The 15,948-nt window shown below is 57.7% G+C and carries 12 protein-coding genes; 5 read left to right on the top strand and 7 right to left on the bottom strand.

Annotated elements, in window-relative coordinates:
• Window position 1: 1 nt before the first annotated feature.
• Window positions 2-2,191 carry a glutamine synthetase III family protein gene (locus tag FNT36_RS09865; RefSeq protein WP_144846966.1) on the bottom strand — a complete coding sequence of 730 codons (2,190 nt, stop codon included), beginning with the start codon at window positions 2,189-2,191 and terminating at the stop codon, window positions 2-4.
• A 675-nt stretch (window positions 2,192-2,866) separates the two neighbouring features.
• Between FNT36_RS09865 and FNT36_RS09860 the strand changes: the two genes are divergently transcribed.
• From FNT36_RS09860 to FNT36_RS09850, 3 genes are read left to right on the top strand one after another with little or no spacing between them, the layout of a single operon-like run.
• The gene (locus FNT36_RS09860; protein ID WP_144846964.1) at window positions 2,867-4,066 is read left to right on the top strand and encodes an outer membrane beta-barrel protein; all 1,200 of its coding nucleotides are present in this window, start codon (window positions 2,867-2,869) and stop codon (window positions 4,064-4,066) included.
• Window positions 4,067-4,097: 31 nt separating this feature from the next.
• Entirely contained in the window at window positions 4,098-4,661 is a 564-nt protein-coding gene (locus FNT36_RS09855; RefSeq protein ID WP_144846963.1) for a DUF4468 domain-containing protein, read from the top strand.
• Window positions 4,662-4,718: 57 nt separating this feature from the next.
• Window positions 4,719-6,113, top strand: a complete 1,395-nt coding sequence (locus FNT36_RS09850; protein ID WP_144846961.1) for an ammonium transporter — start codon at window positions 4,719-4,721, stop codon at window positions 6,111-6,113.
• A 104-nt stretch (window positions 6,114-6,217) separates the two neighbouring features.
• Here FNT36_RS09850 and FNT36_RS09845 read toward each other — a convergent pair whose 3' ends face one another.
• Together FNT36_RS09845 and FNT36_RS09840 are read right to left on the bottom strand one after the other, a co-directional pair.
• A complete protein-coding gene (locus FNT36_RS09845; RefSeq protein ID WP_233635815.1) occupies window positions 6,218-6,967 on the bottom strand; it encodes an MlaE family ABC transporter permease in 750 nt (249 codons plus the stop codon).
• Between the two features lie 141 nt (window positions 6,968-7,108).
• The gene (locus tag FNT36_RS09840) at window positions 7,109-8,071 is read right to left on the bottom strand and encodes a bestrophin family protein (RefSeq protein WP_144846959.1); all 963 of its coding nucleotides are present in this window, start codon (window positions 8,069-8,071) and stop codon (window positions 7,109-7,111) included.
• 196 nt (window positions 8,072-8,267) lie between these two features.
• Here FNT36_RS09840 and FNT36_RS09835 point away from each other — a divergent pair, with 196 nt between their 5' ends.
• Complete coding sequence (locus FNT36_RS09835; RefSeq protein WP_144846957.1) at window positions 8,268-9,119, top strand: energy transducer TonB; 852 nt, start codon at window positions 8,268-8,270, stop codon at window positions 9,117-9,119.
• 94 nt (window positions 9,120-9,213) lie between these two features.
• A complete protein-coding gene (locus tag FNT36_RS09830) occupies window positions 9,214-10,791 on the top strand; it encodes a diadenylate cyclase (RefSeq protein WP_144846954.1) in 1,578 nt (525 codons plus the stop codon).
• Window positions 10,792-10,809: 18 nt separating this feature from the next.
• Here the strand turns inward: FNT36_RS09830 and FNT36_RS09825 are convergent, their stop codons facing one another.
• From FNT36_RS09825 to FNT36_RS09810, 4 genes are all read right to left on the bottom strand, one after another.
• On the bottom strand, window positions 10,810-11,298 hold the full coding sequence (locus FNT36_RS09825; protein ID WP_233635814.1) for a DUF4442 domain-containing protein: 489 nt from the start codon (window positions 11,296-11,298) through the stop codon (window positions 10,810-10,812).
• A gap of 46 nt (window positions 11,299-11,344) precedes the next feature.
• Entirely contained in the window at window positions 11,345-11,788 is a 444-nt protein-coding gene (locus tag FNT36_RS09820) for a PPC domain-containing DNA-binding protein (protein WP_233635813.1), read from the bottom strand.
• A gap of 65 nt (window positions 11,789-11,853) precedes the next feature.
• A complete protein-coding gene (locus FNT36_RS09815) occupies window positions 11,854-13,860 on the bottom strand; it encodes a DUF3857 domain-containing protein (RefSeq protein WP_144846952.1) in 2,007 nt (668 codons plus the stop codon).
• A gap of 59 nt (window positions 13,861-13,919) precedes the next feature.
• Window positions 13,920-15,872, bottom strand: a complete 1,953-nt coding sequence (locus FNT36_RS09810) for a DUF3857 domain-containing protein (protein ID WP_144846949.1) — start codon at window positions 15,870-15,872, stop codon at window positions 13,920-13,922.
• Between the last annotated feature and the right edge of the window lie 76 nt (window positions 15,873-15,948).

Here is a 15,948-nt window from a genome sequence, read left to right as displayed (position 1 = left end):
ACTAGTGCCGGAACAACAATTCGCGGTACTTCACCAGGGGCCAGTCCTCATCCGCCACAAGCAGTTCGAGCTTGTCGGCGGCGCGGCGAATTACCGCAAATTTCTCTTTGACCGTGTCGCAATAGGCTACTGCGCGCTCGCGGGCGTCCTCGAGGCGGTTGGCCACCTTGCGGGCCTCAATCATGGCGTCAACCGTGCTCTTAATAGTTGATACGTAGCCCGAAATCGACTTAATCATTTCTACCGTTACCTGGCTATTCTCATCGTCGAGGCCCAGCTCGCGTAGGCCGCACACATTGCTGATTAGCTTGGTCTGATAGGCCAATGCGGTCGGAATGACTTGATTGACGGCGAGGTCACCTAGGACGCGGCTTTCAATCTGAATTTTCTTGATGTACTCGTCGAGCAGAATCTCGTGGCGGGCGTGCAACTCCGTCTCCGAAAGAATACCGTGGCGAGCAAACAGCTCGGCCGCGTCGTCGCGCACCAGCGCGTCGAGAGCCTGGGGGGTGGTAGGCACGTTGGCCAGGCCGCGGCGGGCCGCCTCGTCGCGCCACTCGTCCGAGTAACCGTTGCCCTCGAAGCGAATGTTCTTGGACGAGATAACGTACTCGCGCAGCACGTCAACGATGGCCACTTCTTTCTTCTTACCTTGGTTGATAAGCGCGTCAACTTGCTCCTTGAAGGCAATCAGCTGGTCGGCCACGATGGCGTTGAGCGTGGTCATGGCCGACGAGCAGTTGGCGCTCGACCCCACGGCGCGCAGCTCAAACTTGTTGCCGGTGAAGGCGAAGGGCGAGGTGCGGTTGCGGTCGGTGTTGTCGAGCAGGATGGCCGGAATCTTGTCAATGCCCAGCTTGAGGTAGATGTTGTCGCCCTTGTCGAGCGGCAGCTTGGCCGTGCGCTCGAGTTCATCGAGCACGCCATCGAGCATCGAGCCCAGGAACACGGACATAATGGCCGGCGGGGCTTCGTTGGCCCCGAGGCGGTGGTCGTTGCTGGCCGAGGCAATGCTGGCGCGCAGCAAGTCGCCGTAGCGATGCACGGCCTTGACGGTAGTAATGAAGAAAGCCAGGAACTGCAGGTTCTCCTTCGGCCGGCGGCCGGGGGCGAGCAGGTTCACGCCCGTGTCGGTGCTCATGGCCCAGTTGTTATGCTTGCCTGAGCCGTTGACGCCGGCAAAGGGCTTCTCGTGCAGCAGCACCTTGAAGTTGTGCTTGAGGCCCACGCGGTCCATCACGTCCATCAAGAGCTGGTTGTGGTCGATGGCCAGGTTAGCATCCTCGAAGGTGGGGGCGCACTCAAACTGATTGGGCGCTACTTCGTTGTGACGGGTGCGCAGCGGAATACCGAGGGCGTTGGCTTCTTCCTCAAACTCGAGCATGAACGCGTGCACGCGGGGCGGAATCGAGCCGAAGTAGTGGTCTTCGAGCTGCTGGCCCTTGGCCGAGGCGTGGCCAAACAGGGTGCGGCCGGTCATCACCAGGTCGGGGCGCGCATCGTAGAGGGCCTTGTCCACCAGGAAGTATTCCTGCTCGATACCCAGGGTGGTGTGCACACGCTGCACGTCCTTGTCGAAATACTGACACACATCCACGGCAGCTTTTTCTAGCACGGCCAGCGACTTGAGCAGCGGGGCCTTGTAGTCGAGCGCCTCACCAGTGTATGCCACAAAGATGGTAGGAATACACAGCGTCTTGGCGCCTACCGTTTCGATGATGAAGGCGGGCGAAGTCGGGTCCCAGGCCGTGTAGCCGCGGGCCTCGAACGTGTTGCGGATACCGCCGTTGGGGAACGACGAAGCATCGGGCTCCTGCTGCACCAGCGCCGAGCCTTTGAAGTTTTCAATTGGCCGGCCGTCCGAGTTGAGGTCGAAGAACGAGTCATGCTTCTCGGCCGTGGCCCCGGTCAGGGGCTGGAACCAGTGCGTGTAGTGCGTGGCTCCCTTGGCCATGGCCCACGTTTTCATGGCCGAGGCAACGGCGTCCGCTACCGAGCGCTCTACCGACGTGCCGTGCTTGATGGCGGCTTGTAGCTTCTTGAAATATTCGCCGGACATGTTGGTCCGCATCGCTTCTAGGTTAAACACATTCTGCCCGAATGCATCGGAGCGGCGGTGTTTGGCGGGCGCTACTGGCAGAGGCTGACGGTGGTCTACAAGCTCGAGAGCATTGAAGCGAAGAATTGCCATAATACTGGTAAAAAGGTGAGGCTATACTTTTTAGGCTGGGTAAATGTAGAAGCAAAAGTATATTTTTTAGATGACTACAAAAAAATATAGCCCTTTTTATAAAAAATATTTTTTTAGCTAGCATCCCCCTTATTGCCATACCTCCCCTTAGCTAAAAAACTATATTTTTCGGGCTATTACCCTTCCAAATGAAAGGCACCTACTTAAGGGCGTTTTCAACTCATAATCCTTGTTTTTCTCCTTTGCGGGCAACCTAGGGCCACCCAACTTATGGTCTAATATGGTGTGGTATCGCCTGTATAGAGGCGCTCATTCTGCTATCCATGCTTAGCTACTTCCGTGAGCTCACTAGGCTTGTCATACAGCCGATGAAGGCGTGGGACGCTCCCAAAACAGCCCCTCAAAAGAAGATACCATTTGCAAATGAGCTAACTATTACTACTTTTGAACGGCTTCAATATCATCAATATTCAACCCCTATATCATAGGGCAGTTTTCTATAATTACACCCTTTATAAGATAAAACCCTATAAAATCATAGGTCATTTCGCTATAAATATTAGTCACTTTAGCAATAATGCCTTCTAAACAGAAGGCAAGGTTTTTACAGATTTGGGTCATCTCTCTGTTTTTGTAACCTCGCTTATTACTGACTTTTCACTAACCGAAATACCAATGACAAAACTTTTACCTACGCTCGCGCTAGCAGCCTTAAGCTTAGTTGCGCACGCGCAGACAGATTCTACTGACACCGGCAAGCTCACGGTCTCAGGTTATATCGACTCCTATTATCTCACAGCCTTCAATCGGCCCAAATCGGGCAACCTGCTAGGCACAGACCAACTTGCTGGGCGCGCCTTCGACCGCCTACCCGACCAGTTTGCCCTTGGGCTGGTGCAGGCTAAGCTGGGGTACTCTAGCCGCAAGTCTGACTTAGTCATTGACCTCACCTTCGGGCCCAATGCCGACCTAGGCAACTTTGGTAATACCAGCGGGGCCCTTAACCTCTACCGGCCAGCTTCGCCCTACGTAGCGGCCCTCTATGGTACTTCAGCGGCTATCAAGCAGGCGTACTTCACGTATCGCATTGTGCCTAAGCTGAGTGTCACGATTGGGCAGTTTGGTACGCACATCGGCTACGAGGTCATTGATGCGCCGCTCAACTACAATTACTCGCTCTCCAACCTATTTAATAACGGGCCCTTCTATCACATCGGCCTCAAGGCTGCCTACGCGTTCAACGACAAGACCTCGCTGATGCTGGGCGTGGTAAATAACTGGGACAACCTGACGGACAACAACAAGCAGAAGTCGCTGATTGGCCAGTTCTCCTTTAAGCCGCTCAATACCTGGGCAGTATACGTGAACTGGATAGGCGGCTACGGCGACGACGCCTACCTCTCGAACCTAGTAGATGCGGGCACGCTACCTGCCGCGTGCAACAACTACCAGCGCAACCTATTCGACCTGACTACCACCTACCAGGTCACGCCTAAGTTCTACCTAGGGCTCAATGCGGCCTATGGGTGGTACAATTTCAAAGAAGCTGGCGCCGAGCAAGCTATTTCGACGCTGTTTGATAGCACTTCGCCCAGTTGGGGAGGCGCGGCGCTCTACTCCAACTACGCCTTCACCGATGTATTTGGCCTAGGGGTGCGCTACGAGTATTTCAACGACAAACACGGGGTACGCTACCTGCATACGTCCAACAACTCGCTGACTATCACGGCTCCTGTCACGCTGGCGGCAGGTAAGCTCCAGGTAAAGCCCGAGTTTCGGCTCGACGTAGCGCCCGGCGCTTACTACGAAAACTCGCTTGGCGTGGGCACCGACCGGCAGTCTACCCTAGGCGTCGCTTTTATCTACAAATACTAGCTGGCTGGTTTCCGCAGCCTACCTGTGCTTTATGCGTCTGCTCCTAGCCCTTTTGTGTGTGCTGCTGGCCGCCCTTCCGGGCCGCAGCCAAGAGCTACCCCTTGATAACCAAGGCAAAGTAAGCTTCTACGAGGTGGTGCGCGCCGACTCGCTGCGGGCAGGCACGCTCTATACGCATGCTAAGCACTGGCTGCACCAGTACGGCTATACCCTGAGCACAACAGACTCGGTGGCTGGCCGGCTAGTGGCAACACAGGCACTCGCCATGTACGACCGCGGCTACCTCACTAAGAAACTGCACGGCAAAGTGCGCTACCAGCTCACGCTAGAAGTAAAAGACGGCCGCTACCGGGTGCAGTGCGACGACTTCGTATTTGACTATTACCACGAAGACCGCGCCTATCGCCTAGTGCCCACCGGCAAGGCCAAGCCGCTGGAAGAGTCGCTGGCCGCGGGCTGGCAAAAGCTCTGGCAGCACCACCGCCACGATACGCTAGTCGGCATTACGGCTCTACAAGCCGAACTCAAAACGGCCATGCTCACAGTGCCCAAGCCCACTGCTCTCCCCTCGCCCACTCGCTCGGCCAATTGGTAGGCCTAGCTGCTTCACTTTATAATTTTCTTATAATCAAACCCTTACTTTTTACTAATCATGCAGAAACCTAACGTTGTTCCCCTCATCCTGCTGCTGGCACTGGGGCTTCTGGCTGTCTTCATGCCTGCCTTGCCTACCAAAATAGTGACCGAAGGCATTAACACCGGCGATACCGCCTGGATGCTGTGCGCCACGGCCCTCGTGCTGTTCATGACGCCTGGGCTAGCCTTTTTCTACGGCGGCATGGTGAATTCTAAAAACGTGATTTCGACCATGTTGCAGAGCTTCGTGGCGATGGGCGTCGTGAGCTTACTGTGGGTAGTAGTAGGCTTTAGCTTGGCTTTTGGCGATTCTATCGGGGGCTTTATCGGCGACCCGCGCACGTTCTTTCTATTCAAAGGTGTGCTTGATGGCAAGCCCTGGTCGCTGGCTGCTACTATTCCGCTGGCGCTGTTCGCTTTCTTCCAGATGAAGTTTGCCATTATCACGCCGGCCCTTATTACGGGCTCGTTTGCTGAGCGCATCAACTTCAAGTCGTATGTGCTTTTTATTGTGCTCTTTAGCCTCATCGTGTATACGCCCCTGGCTCACTGGACCTGGCACCCCGATGGCTTCTTGTTTAAGCTAGGTGTGCTCGATTTTGCAGGCGGCACGGTAGTGCACATGTCGGCCGGCTGGGCCGCCCTGGCCTCGGCCCTATACCTGAAGCCGCGCAAAACCTACGGCACCACCGAGGTGCTACCACCCGCTAACATTCCATTTGTGCTCCTAGGTACGGGCCTGCTGTGGTTTGGCTGGTTTGGGTTCAATGCTGGGTCGGCAGTAGGCGCCAATCCGCTTGCCGTGAGCGCCTTTGCTACTACTAACATCGCTGCTGCCGCCGCTGGCATTTCCTGGATTTTGTTTGATGTGGCGCGGGGCCGCAAGCTATCAGCACTAGGCTTCTGCATCGGGGCAGTGGTAGGGCTGGTAGCCATCACGCCAGCATCGGGCTTCGTTACGGTGCCCGTAAGCATCTTCATCGGCATCGTAGCTGGCGCTACCAGCAACTTCTTCGCCCACCTGCGCTCGAAGTCGCGCATCGACGATACGCTTGATGTGTTTCCGTGCCACGGCATCGGGGGCATGGTTGGCATGATAATGACGGGCATTTTCGCCAGCAAGGCCGTGAACTCGGCTGCGGTAGATGGCCTGGCTTATGGTGGTACACATTTGTTCGTAACCCACTTGATGGCGCTGGTGCTGGTATCGGCTTTCGCTTTCGTGGGCTCGTTTGCCCTGCTGAAGCTGACTGACCTCATCATCCCGCTGCGCGTATCGGCTGAGGAGGAAATGTTGGGCCTCGACATGAGCCAGCACGAAGAGCAGCTATTTGCCGCTGAGCAGTCGGCTCGTGCCGCACAAGCCCCGACTGCCAGCCAGCATGAGGAGCAAGTGTTTGCCAACGCCTAGGTCACAGCTTAGTGTACCCCTCAGATTATATATAAAAAAGGCCGGCGCTAATGCGCTGGCCTTTTTTATTGTTTTACAGGTTCCTAGATGGTCATTTTCGAGGGCTACAGCAGCACGGCGGCCAGCGCGTAGTCGGCGAGCAGAATGGCGATGATGGAATTAGTAACGGCGGCAGTGCCAGCAGCACCTACTTCAAGGGCGCCACCGTGCACCGAGTAACCCTTATAAGCCGAAGTAGCTGTCACTAAGAAGGCAAACACAACCGACTTTATCAGCGCAAATAGCACGGTATAAGGCTTAAAATCGAAGCGAATACCCTCGATATAATCGGCAGCCGACATGATACCCGACACCTGCGAGGCCACGAAGCCACCTAGGATGCTCAAGTTCATAGCCAGAATGACTAGCATCGGAAACACGAACATGGCCGCCAGAATACGCGGTAGCACCAAGTAGGACGCCGAATTAATGCCCATGGCATCGAGCGCCGAAATTTGCTCGGTAATACGCATAGTACCCAGCACCCCCGCAATGGAGGAGCCCACCTTACCCGCCAGCACTATCGAAATAATGGTGGGGGCGAGCTCCAAAATGGTCATTTCGCGCACCATGTACCCCACCATCGACTGCGGAATGAGCGGGTTTACCAGGTTATAGGCAATCTGAACGCACGTAACAGCACCAATAAACGTGGCCACCAGTCCCACGATAAACACCGAGTCAGTGCCAATGAGCACGGCCTCCTCTAGTGTACGCCGCCAGATAACGGCGAGGCGCTCGGGCCGCACCACCATCTCACTCATCAACAACACGAAGCGACCAAAAGCCGAAACCGGCCGGGGATAACGATACATCTCACTAGCTATATACTACGCTACAAAGGTACGACCCTCCCCCGCGGGAGCGCCATCCTAGGCTAGTCGGGCACGCACACGGGTGCACACCAAATCGGCCTGCATTAGGTAGACGGATAAGCCAGCAGAATACTTTAAACTTTAATACAGCACGTCGTTGATAGGCTTCAACGGTGCGGGCACGTTGGTTTCGGCCAACATTTGGCGCAAGTCTATCTCGATACTGCGGCAAATCGAGGACATAGACACGTCATTCTCACCGTTCTCGAAGGGGTTTTCGCTGTTGTGCCCCACCTTCTCGATGGTATGAAACACCCAGCTCACCAGTGTAGCGAAGGGCACCATCAGCCACACGTGGTAGGGACCTAGGGCCACGCGGCTATCGAATTCCTCGACCAGACCTAGGGGCAGCAGCACCGCAAACACAATGACGAAAACGTAGCTAAAAAACGCGTATTGCCGCGGAAATGGCGTATTCTTAATGCGCTCGCAGGCGCCCTGGTGGTTGTTGAGCTCGCGCAGGGTCTCGGCCATCGATACTTCACGAAATTCCGTCAGCATGCCATCGAAGCTGAGCTGGCGCAAGTCATTGCCTTGGCGCACTACTAGCTGAGCGGGTGGGTTGTTGGTCTGACCTAGGGCATGGTCGGCGGGGTCGAGCAAGAAGGGTACTACTTCCGTTTGCCACAGTTCGGCCGTTTGGCGGCGCAAGTGCAGGCGCAGGGCATTGACCCAGGCAATGTGGCGGTACACCAGCCGGCGGTGAGCCTCAGCTTCGACGCTGTCGTAGCCAAAGTTGTCGTCGGGGGTTCGCACAAAATCAAGTACCCGCCCGGTCCAGGTGCGCGACGAGTTCACGACCGAACCCCACAGCTGGCGCGCTTCCCAAAAGCGCGAATACGAGGCATTGCTCTTAAAGCCAATGTAAAATGCCACGGCCGTACCTAGGGTAGCCACCGGCTGCCACGGAATATCGAGCCAGTGAAAATCGAGCGGCCCATACATGAAACCAATCAGGGCGTCATAAACCATGAAGACTAGCAGCGGGCGCCAGCCATATTTCTGCCAGATAAAGCTGGGCCGCAGGTTTCGTTCGATATGCATAGAAAAGGAAATTTTACAAGTCTTCTGACGGGCTAAGCCTCAGCCAACCAAAGCCAACGCGAGGACGCCATTAGCCGGCGGCCCTACAAAATAAAGACCACTCGGGAGGTAGGTGGCACGGTTTTGCCGCGGCCTTTCGTTCTTTACGGTGCTAATGCGCACATAGTCACTATCAACTTACGTTCATTTTTACTTCATGAGGTTCCCTAAGCTGTTTGCTATCTTCTTGCTAGCCGCCACTACCCCAGCTCTAGCCCAAAAGCCAGCCAAGCTAAAGTATCCGACCGACGACAACAGCCGCGTGTACGATGCGGTGGAGCAGCCTGCTGTACCTAAAGGTGGCCCGCAAGGCTACGCCGACTACCTAGCCAGCCACCAGAAGTACCCTACGGCCGCCATGCAGGCCAAACAAGAGGGCACCGTAATGGTGACATTTGTGGTAGAGAAAAGCGGCAGCATTGGGGAAGTAGAAGTAAAACAACCCGTAGCGCCGCTGCTCGATGCCGAAGCCATCCGGGTAATTAAAAGCGCTCCCAAGTGGACGCCGGCCCACCAAAAAGGCAAAGTGGTGCGCCAGCGCGTGACGGTGCCCGTAAGCTTTGTACTAGCAGAAGGCTCGGGCGAAGTGGTAGAAGTGCCCGCCGCGGGTGCCACCAAGCCCGGCCAACCACTGCCCCCTGGCGCCGTAGCAGCCACGCCGGGCACTACCTCGGTAGTAGGCACCGCGCCAAACGGTGCGGCCATCATCCGGCCCGAGAAATCGGCCCAGCCAGTGGGTGGCAACGCCGCATTTTTTGCCTGGATTGCGGCCAACCAGAAATATCCTGACCTAGCTCGCAAGCGTAAGATTCAAGGCAAAGTGCCTGTGGAGTTTACGGTACAGCCCGATGGCTCGCTCACTGATGTACGCGTGGTGCAAAAGCACGGCTCAGGGCTTGATGAAGAAGCTGTGCGCCTCATCAAAGCGGCCCCCAAGTGGGAGCCGGCCCTATATCAAGGTAAGCCGATAAAGCAAAAGATGGCTTTGCCTGTTTTATTTCAGTTGTAGGCCACGTTGGGCGGGCGCACTTTCTTTAAGCTGGTGCGTTGAGTATTCAGCGGGCTTATACGTCTACTTATCTGGAGCCCTTTTTCCTGCCCCCATGTCTTACGTCGAAGTTGCTACTGTCCCCGTTACGTTCCGCATCTGGCCGCACGAGCGGCGCTACCGCAACGCTGCCCAGGCGATTGCACAGGCGTTGTTCGACGCGCTCGACGATGAGCTGCTGCCGCAGGTGCAGGTGCTGTGCCTACCCCAAGATGCCAGCCAGCCCATTGTGCAGGAGCTAGGCCCCGATAGCACCGAGCTGCCAGACGAACTACTGACCGATGTAGCTGAGCGGGGCCGAACCATGGCCTTGGCAGGCCATGTACCCGTGGGCACCACGCCCATTGATACGCTACTTGACCCGGCCGATGTGCGCGACCGCCTAGAGCGGAAAGGGGTGCGCCTGGCCCTACAGCCGATACTGGACGACCTAGCGGAAGGCACCGACTACGCCTATTTCTCGACTTGGCCGGTTGTGCTCAACAACTACTACATCTGCACCATCCTGCGCATGCAGCGCAAGCCCATGCAGGCTTACCCGGCCCTCCAGCCCGCCCGCGCCTACACCGATGGCCGCCCGCTACCCAACTCGCTACTGGTGGCGGCAATGGCACGCTTCAACGAAGAAACGGTGAAGACCCTGACCGAGCCTGAGCCAGGCGCGGGCCTGCTTTACCGCCCCCGCGATACCGAAGAGCTGCTGCGCGCCGCGGGCCGCAGCTTGCTCGACGCGCCCGCCCTGGCCGTGGGCTCGGCCGACTGGAGCAGCGGCGAGCGTCTCGACCGCGGCAGCAGCACCGGCCCCGGCGCCGAGCGGCTGTTTTACATTATTAACACCATTTCAAGCCTGCGCTACGAGGGTGCCGAAGGCGTGGGCTGCCTGCTGCTAGCCCGCCGCGGCCACCCCAACCTAGAGGAAGTATTTGCCCTGACCTGCCCGGTAGACCTCACCGACTACCGGGCCGTGCGCAAGCTTCTGGAAATGACCAACCCTAACATCCACTTGTTGGCCGATGCTGACAAGGTGTATGCCCTAGGGCGCGAGATAGGCCAGTACGATGCCAGCCGCGAAGACCTGTTTGCCTTCCACTTCGTAACCTACTATACCTGGGAGCTAAGCCACGCCGGCGACACACTGCTACGCTGCCGCTACGGCCTGCCAGGGCTAGCTCGCCCGCGCCTCAACCGCATGGCCTTCAAGCGCGAGTACAAACGCACTTTTGGCCAGCCCAAGGCAGAGCAGCTAGAGCGGCTATGGCAGGTAGTACTCGAAGCCAGCCACCAGCCCAAGGGCACTCTGCTGGTTATCACCACCGAAGCATTGGCCGAAGCCGACCGCCTCAAGCTGCAATGCACGCTTATTGAGCCAGTAGTGCTCACCCCCACTATCACGCAGCTCGTCACGGCCATCGACGGAGCCGTGATGCTCGACCCGCAGGGTTACTGCTACTCTATCGGTGTTATCCTGGATGGCAAGGCCAGCGGCCGGGGCAATAGCACCCGCGGCGCGCGCTACAACTCGGCCATTCGCTATGTCGAAAGCTCGGCCTTCCCTACCCTGGTAGTCGTGGTGAGCGAAGACGGTATGGTGGACGTGATTACCAAAGAGAACCTGGCCGAAAGCCGGGGCTAGGGACGCGCGTGCGCAACCTCATTTCGCCTTAAACGACCACGTTATCCGAAAGACGGCTACTATATCGCCGGCTTCGTCGCGCCCAGTGCTGGTGCACACCACGGTGCGCCCCTCGCCCGTGGCGCGGCTTTCGGCTATGGCAGCCGCAATGGCATCGCCATCGGGGCAAGTGAAAGCGATGAGGCCCACGGCTTTTTTGCTGAACTCGGCTTGCAAGCCCACTACCAACATCGACACTGGCCCGCCGCCCTGCGTGTGCATCATTGCCTGAATACCCGAGGCTAGCTCGGCTGCCATGGCCAGCGCCGCGAAGTAGATACTGCGAAACGGGTTCTGAGTAAGATACTTGTAGCGAATCGTAACCGTAGCTACCTCAGATGTGAGGGCTGTGAGGCGCAGGCCAGCCAGCCACGCCAGTGGCAGCTTGCGCAGCATAAATAGCCGAAGCTTGTGCGGACTGAGCACCTGGCGGCGGAAAGCCTGCATGGCGAGCGTATCGGTAGGCATAGCTTTTTAGGAAATTTTTTTCCTCCGGCTTTACTGTCGCAAAACTCTACTTCTTAGGCTTTACTACCAGTTCCTTATACCCAAACGTGGGGTCGGTTTCACGGGTAAATTCTAAGTTGGGCAGCGCCGCCAGTACAATCTCGGCAGTGGTGTACACGCGGCAGCCGGCCAGCAAGTGCCCACCTAGGGTGCGCCCCGTGCTATCAGCTACCGACAAGTGCAGGTGCGAGCCGCCCGTGGCCGAAACCGTTCCTACCAGCGACACTATCTCGAAGTGACCCCGGTACTCGGTTGGGCCTTCTTGGTTGGCTAGCCGTAGCGTGGCCACGGTGAGGCTGCCTACGCACGTGAGCACCGCCCCCGCGCCTAGGTGGTGCTGCGTCACATAGGCCAGCAAGGCCTCGCGCAAGTCGTCGCCGGGGCGTAGCCGCAGCGCATGCGCTTGCATAGGTGAGGTGAGAGCTGGGGCAGGCTTGGTAGACTGGGCCATTGTTGGGAGGCCATTTAGTAGCACTAAAAGCAAAAGTAGCGGCCAATAGGTAGCAAGGTTTCCGCTCATTTCTTCTCTAGCACCAACACTATCTTATTGAAATTGGCCGAGGCATTGACGACGGAGCGGTAAGCCTCGAAATCTTTCTTAGGCCAATAAATTTGATGGTAAGCCTCGGTAGAAGTTACCGTTAGCTTTTGGCCCTGCTGCGTGTAGGCCGAGCGAAAGAAATAAACGGGCGCTGCCGGGTCGGCCCCAGCTTTCACTTCCATGTTGAGGTCTTGTAGGTTGCGCACCGAGTAGCCGGCGGGCAGCTCCACCACTAGTTGGCGGCTATACTCGCGGTTGAAGTCATTCTCTACGTCAAACTGCCGGGCTTCCTGCTGGTAGAGCTCGGTCTGAGGCCCGATGAGCGTGCCGATTTTGAATAAGTACCGCGGCCCCGCCTTGTCGAGCAGACTCGCGCTTTCGAGGTCCGAATCGACCGTGAACGGTTTAGTGAGAATGTTGAGGCCACGCTCGCCGTTTTTGGCCGTGGTTTTGAGGAAAGTACCGTCGGGCACTACTGGCTTTTGCAGCTCCAGCAGTAGCTCGGTTTGCTTGTCGGCAGGCACCAGTGGGTAGATGGCCTGCAGCTGGGCGCCGTGGTAGCCGCCAAACTCCTGGTGCAGGTGCACAGTTGCCTTGTCCAGCGTGGGCGCAAAGCTCACTTGCACGGCCATATTGTGCGGGCTGGCGGTGGCGGGCAGGGCTGCCACCTCGCGCACCGTACCCACTGCCGATTCTATGCTGCCTAGGGTTATGGTTTTGATGAATAACGCAGGCGTGCCCGTCCAGCCGGGAGGTACCATACCGAGGCGGAAATCGGGTCGGCTCGGCGCTAAGTACTGCTTGGTAGCCGGAAAATAGAAGAAAAAGTTGTCGAGGTAGCCCCAGGTGTCGAAGCTGCCATCGAAGGGCACTTCGCTTCGGTCAGTGTTCACCACTAGCTCGTGCTCTATCCCTAGGGCTTTGTACAAAGCCCCGAGCAGGCGCACAAACCCTAGCTCGGGCGCATTGTGCGTAGCCACCACGCGAGTGAGAGCGGACTCTGCGCTGGGGTCTAGGTTGTAATTGAGCTTCACATAGCTTTCTACCGCTGCTATGCGCTCGGGCAGGCTGGCCCCGGCAGGCGCGTTGGCAGCTTTCAGCACGGTGCTCACGGCCTTGGCTTCGTCCTTGCTCAGCGTATACACTACTTGGTGCATGGTCTGGCTGGCATCGGCCCAGGTAAACTGGCGAGCGTCGCCCTTGTTGGCCACGTAGGCCAGCTTGTATTCGACGCGGGCGCGGTGCGCCTTGGGCTCGGCAAAGGCCTCGTTGTGCAGCGCCTCGAGCGCGGGCACCTGCACGCGCAAAATGCGCTTACCCGCCGTTAGAGTATCGGTTTGCACCTTGGCCGTCGAGTTATAAACCTTGGCCTCGAAGGTGAGCGTCGTGGGCGCAATGAGCTCAAACGCCACATCGTGCTCGGGCGTGCCGCCCTGCAAAACCTCGCGACCAAAGTGGCTCATGCCACGTTCGCGGGTGTAGTAGTACTCTACCTCGCTGCCGTTCTCGACGCCTTCGAGGGCAAAAATCCGGTAATCGCCTGCGCCCGCCTCATTCTTGAGTTCCTTCATGCTTTCGGGCTGCACTTCCACCACCACGCCCTTGGGGCTGATGGTGCGTGCTCGTACCGCTACGGTGGCGCCCCCTGGCAGCACGGGCACGGCTAGCTTGTTGTACTGCTCGATGCCGTCGGCCGTGTTCACGCGCACAATGCGGTGCTCGGTCGTGAACTCACGCATGCCCTTGCGCACCGGGTCAAAGTAGAACTCGGTGGCAGTGAAGTCTTTGAGTACCACAGCAGGCAGCGTGGCCTCCTCGGCCGACACGGGTAGGCGCTGGTGGCGCGTTTCATCCCAGTGGTAGGCGGCGTAGTGCAGCTGGCTGGGCAGCGCTTGGCTGGTTTTCTTTTGCGCCAACGCAAAGCGCGCTGGTAGTAGGGCACTGAGCAGCAACACGCTGCGGAAATAGGGAGAAGTAGGCACGAAGCAGATACTAATTATAGCGCTTATTACTCTTATTACTCAATCGCTTAGTCGATACCCTAGGTCTTCTTCTTTTTCAGAATCACCATCTCGCGGTAGGCGGCGCCTAGCTTATCCACCACACCATTCCACTGCTTAAATTGCTTGGTAGGCAGCAGCAAATAGTTTACCGTCAACTCGCGGTCTTGAATGATGCGGTCGTCCTGGCGCTCGTAGCTGATGCGGAAGGCCAGCGGGCCAGCTGCATCGCCGGCCTGGGCGGCGGGCGGCAGGTAGCTCACCTCGTAGCCAGCGGGCACTACCAGTTCGGTGCGAGTGCGGTCGGTGTGCGCAAACTCATTGGCGCGAGGCAGGCGGCGCGTCAGTGAGTCGAGCCGGTCGTGGGCCAGTGGGCGCTCTAGGTTCAGGTTGATGTAAAGCTCGTCGTCGAGCTTCTGCACATAGTCTTGCAGGCGGTAGTCGTAGGTGAGGCGTAGGGGCTGGTCGCGGGCCTCCAGGTTTTGCAAGGCGTATTTATCTACGAAGAACTTATTGCTGCCGCGCTCCAGCAGGGCTTTCACGTACTTAGGTTCCTGCACCCGGTCGAGGCCACCTAGGGCGTAGCTCTGGTTTACCTTGGCATATCCCATAAAGGCCAACTCGCCAGTACCGCGCAAGCCAGTGCCGTCGAGAGTCACCACCGAGCGGTCGGTGGCCCCGTTGCGGGCCGGCGCCACCACCGGAATAGGCACTACCTTGCTCTGCTGCCCATCGAGGGCCAGCAAGCCTTCCTTACCCTGGATAAAGGCCGACGGCATGCCAAACGGCGTGTGGTTGCTAGTAGCGTCGAGGAAGGTGTATTGACCAGGGCTAAGCTCGCAGGTCGAAATCATGTGGTTATCCACGCCAGGCGTCGCCAGTTCGCCATACTTGTAGGGCAGGTCGCGAGTACCCACCCACGTGAGGTAGGACTTGAGGCCTGCCAAGCGCAGCATTTCGGTGGTGAGGTTGGCCATATCCTTGCAGTCGCCATAGCGGCGCTCGTATACCAGCCCTGCGGCGTGGGGCACAAAGCCCCGCATACCCTGCTCAAAAGCAATGTAGCGCACATTATCCTGCACCCAGTAGTAGATGCGACGGGCCTTTTCTTCGGGTGTGGCAGCGCCAGCCACTAGCGAATCGACGCGGTGCTTCAAAGCTGGGCTTTCGTGGGGCTGAATACGCCGCACAAAGTCGGCGTACATGTTATAAAGCTGCGGCACGCCCCCTAGGAACTGCTGCTGGCGCCCGGCCACGGTGGCCTGCTCGATGTAGTACACCAGGTGCGGCAGGTAGTAAGCAGCTTTAGGAGCATCGGCATCGCGCGGGGCGGCGGGCAGGTTGTCGGCCGTCCAGCGGTAGACTACGTTACTACCTTGCTCCTGCTTGGAAAACTTAATGGCCAATTGCTCGGCATTAAACAGCTTATAATTGAGCTGCACGCTTTTAGGGGCCGTAATGGTGACTTCGGCGTGCCGCACGGGCACGTACGAGCCAAAGTAAAACGGCATCAGAAACCGCCCATCGGGGTGGCGAATGGTGTAGTCGGTGATGGTGCGGGCGCCCGGGGCCACGGCCGGAAAGCTGAACGAAGTAGCGCGTGTATCGTCAAAAAATACGCCCTCCTGCATGTCAAACTTATCCTTGAAGGCCGTTACCCGCAGGGGCTTATACTTATCGGCCGCGCCGGGCACGGGCACCAGCGTGCGCGCCTCCAGCTTCTGTAGCTTGCTAAAATGCGAGCTATACACCTGGTCGAGCGCATAAGGCGCCGAATGGTCTCCTAGGTGCGCCATATCGTGCAAATGGTGCGCCAGTACTTGCACCGAGTCGTGGCGAATTTCGACCGTGAGGTCGGTACGTAGCGTTACGTACGCCGCCTGCTGGCCTGGATACTGGCGCTGCAGCTCGGCTAGCGGCGGCAGCGCTTGGCCTTGCGCCGTAGCTGCCGCCAAGCCAACCAGTAGCAAGGCAATAGTAGTGAGTAATTTCATAGCAATAAGTAGATTAACCTCGAAAATATACGCTCTAAAAAGGCAATCTAGATTTTGTCTGCTGCCTCCTAAGCAA

The organism is Hymenobacter setariae, assembly GCF_007713685.1.
GTDB lineage: Bacteria > Bacteroidota > Bacteroidia > Cytophagales > Hymenobacteraceae > Hymenobacter > Hymenobacter setariae.
This window is presented reverse-complemented; position numbering and strand designations above follow the sequence as displayed.

Coding starts and splice junctions, on each gene's coding strand:
- FNT36_RS09865 (WP_144846966.1), bottom strand. CDS start 2,191: ATGGCAATTCTTCGCTTCAATGCTCTCGAGCTTGTAGACCACCGTCAG.
- FNT36_RS09860 (WP_144846964.1), top strand. CDS start 2,867: ATGACAAAACTTTTACCTACGCTCGCGCTAGCAGCCTTAAGCTTAGTT.
- FNT36_RS09855 (WP_144846963.1), top strand. CDS start 4,098: ATGCGTCTGCTCCTAGCCCTTTTGTGTGTGCTGCTGGCCGCCCTTCCG.
- FNT36_RS09850 (WP_144846961.1), top strand. CDS start 4,719: ATGCAGAAACCTAACGTTGTTCCCCTCATCCTGCTGCTGGCACTGGGG.
- FNT36_RS09845 (WP_233635815.1), bottom strand. CDS start 6,967: ATGTATCGTTATCCCCGGCCGGTTTCGGCTTTTGGTCGCTTCGTGTTG.
- FNT36_RS09840 (WP_144846959.1), bottom strand. CDS start 8,071: ATGCATATCGAACGAAACCTGCGGCCCAGCTTTATCTGGCAGAAATAT.
- FNT36_RS09835 (WP_144846957.1), top strand. CDS start 8,268: ATGAGGTTCCCTAAGCTGTTTGCTATCTTCTTGCTAGCCGCCACTACC.
- FNT36_RS09830 (WP_144846954.1), top strand. CDS start 9,214: ATGTCTTACGTCGAAGTTGCTACTGTCCCCGTTACGTTCCGCATCTGG.
- FNT36_RS09825 (WP_233635814.1), bottom strand. CDS start 11,298: ATGCCTACCGATACGCTCGCCATGCAGGCTTTCCGCCGCCAGGTGCTC.
- FNT36_RS09820 (WP_233635813.1), bottom strand. CDS start 11,788: ATGGCCCAGTCTACCAAGCCTGCCCCAGCTCTCACCTCACCTATGCAA.
- FNT36_RS09810 (WP_144846949.1), bottom strand. CDS start 15,872: ATGAAATTACTCACTACTATTGCCTTGCTACTGGTTGGCTTGGCGGCA.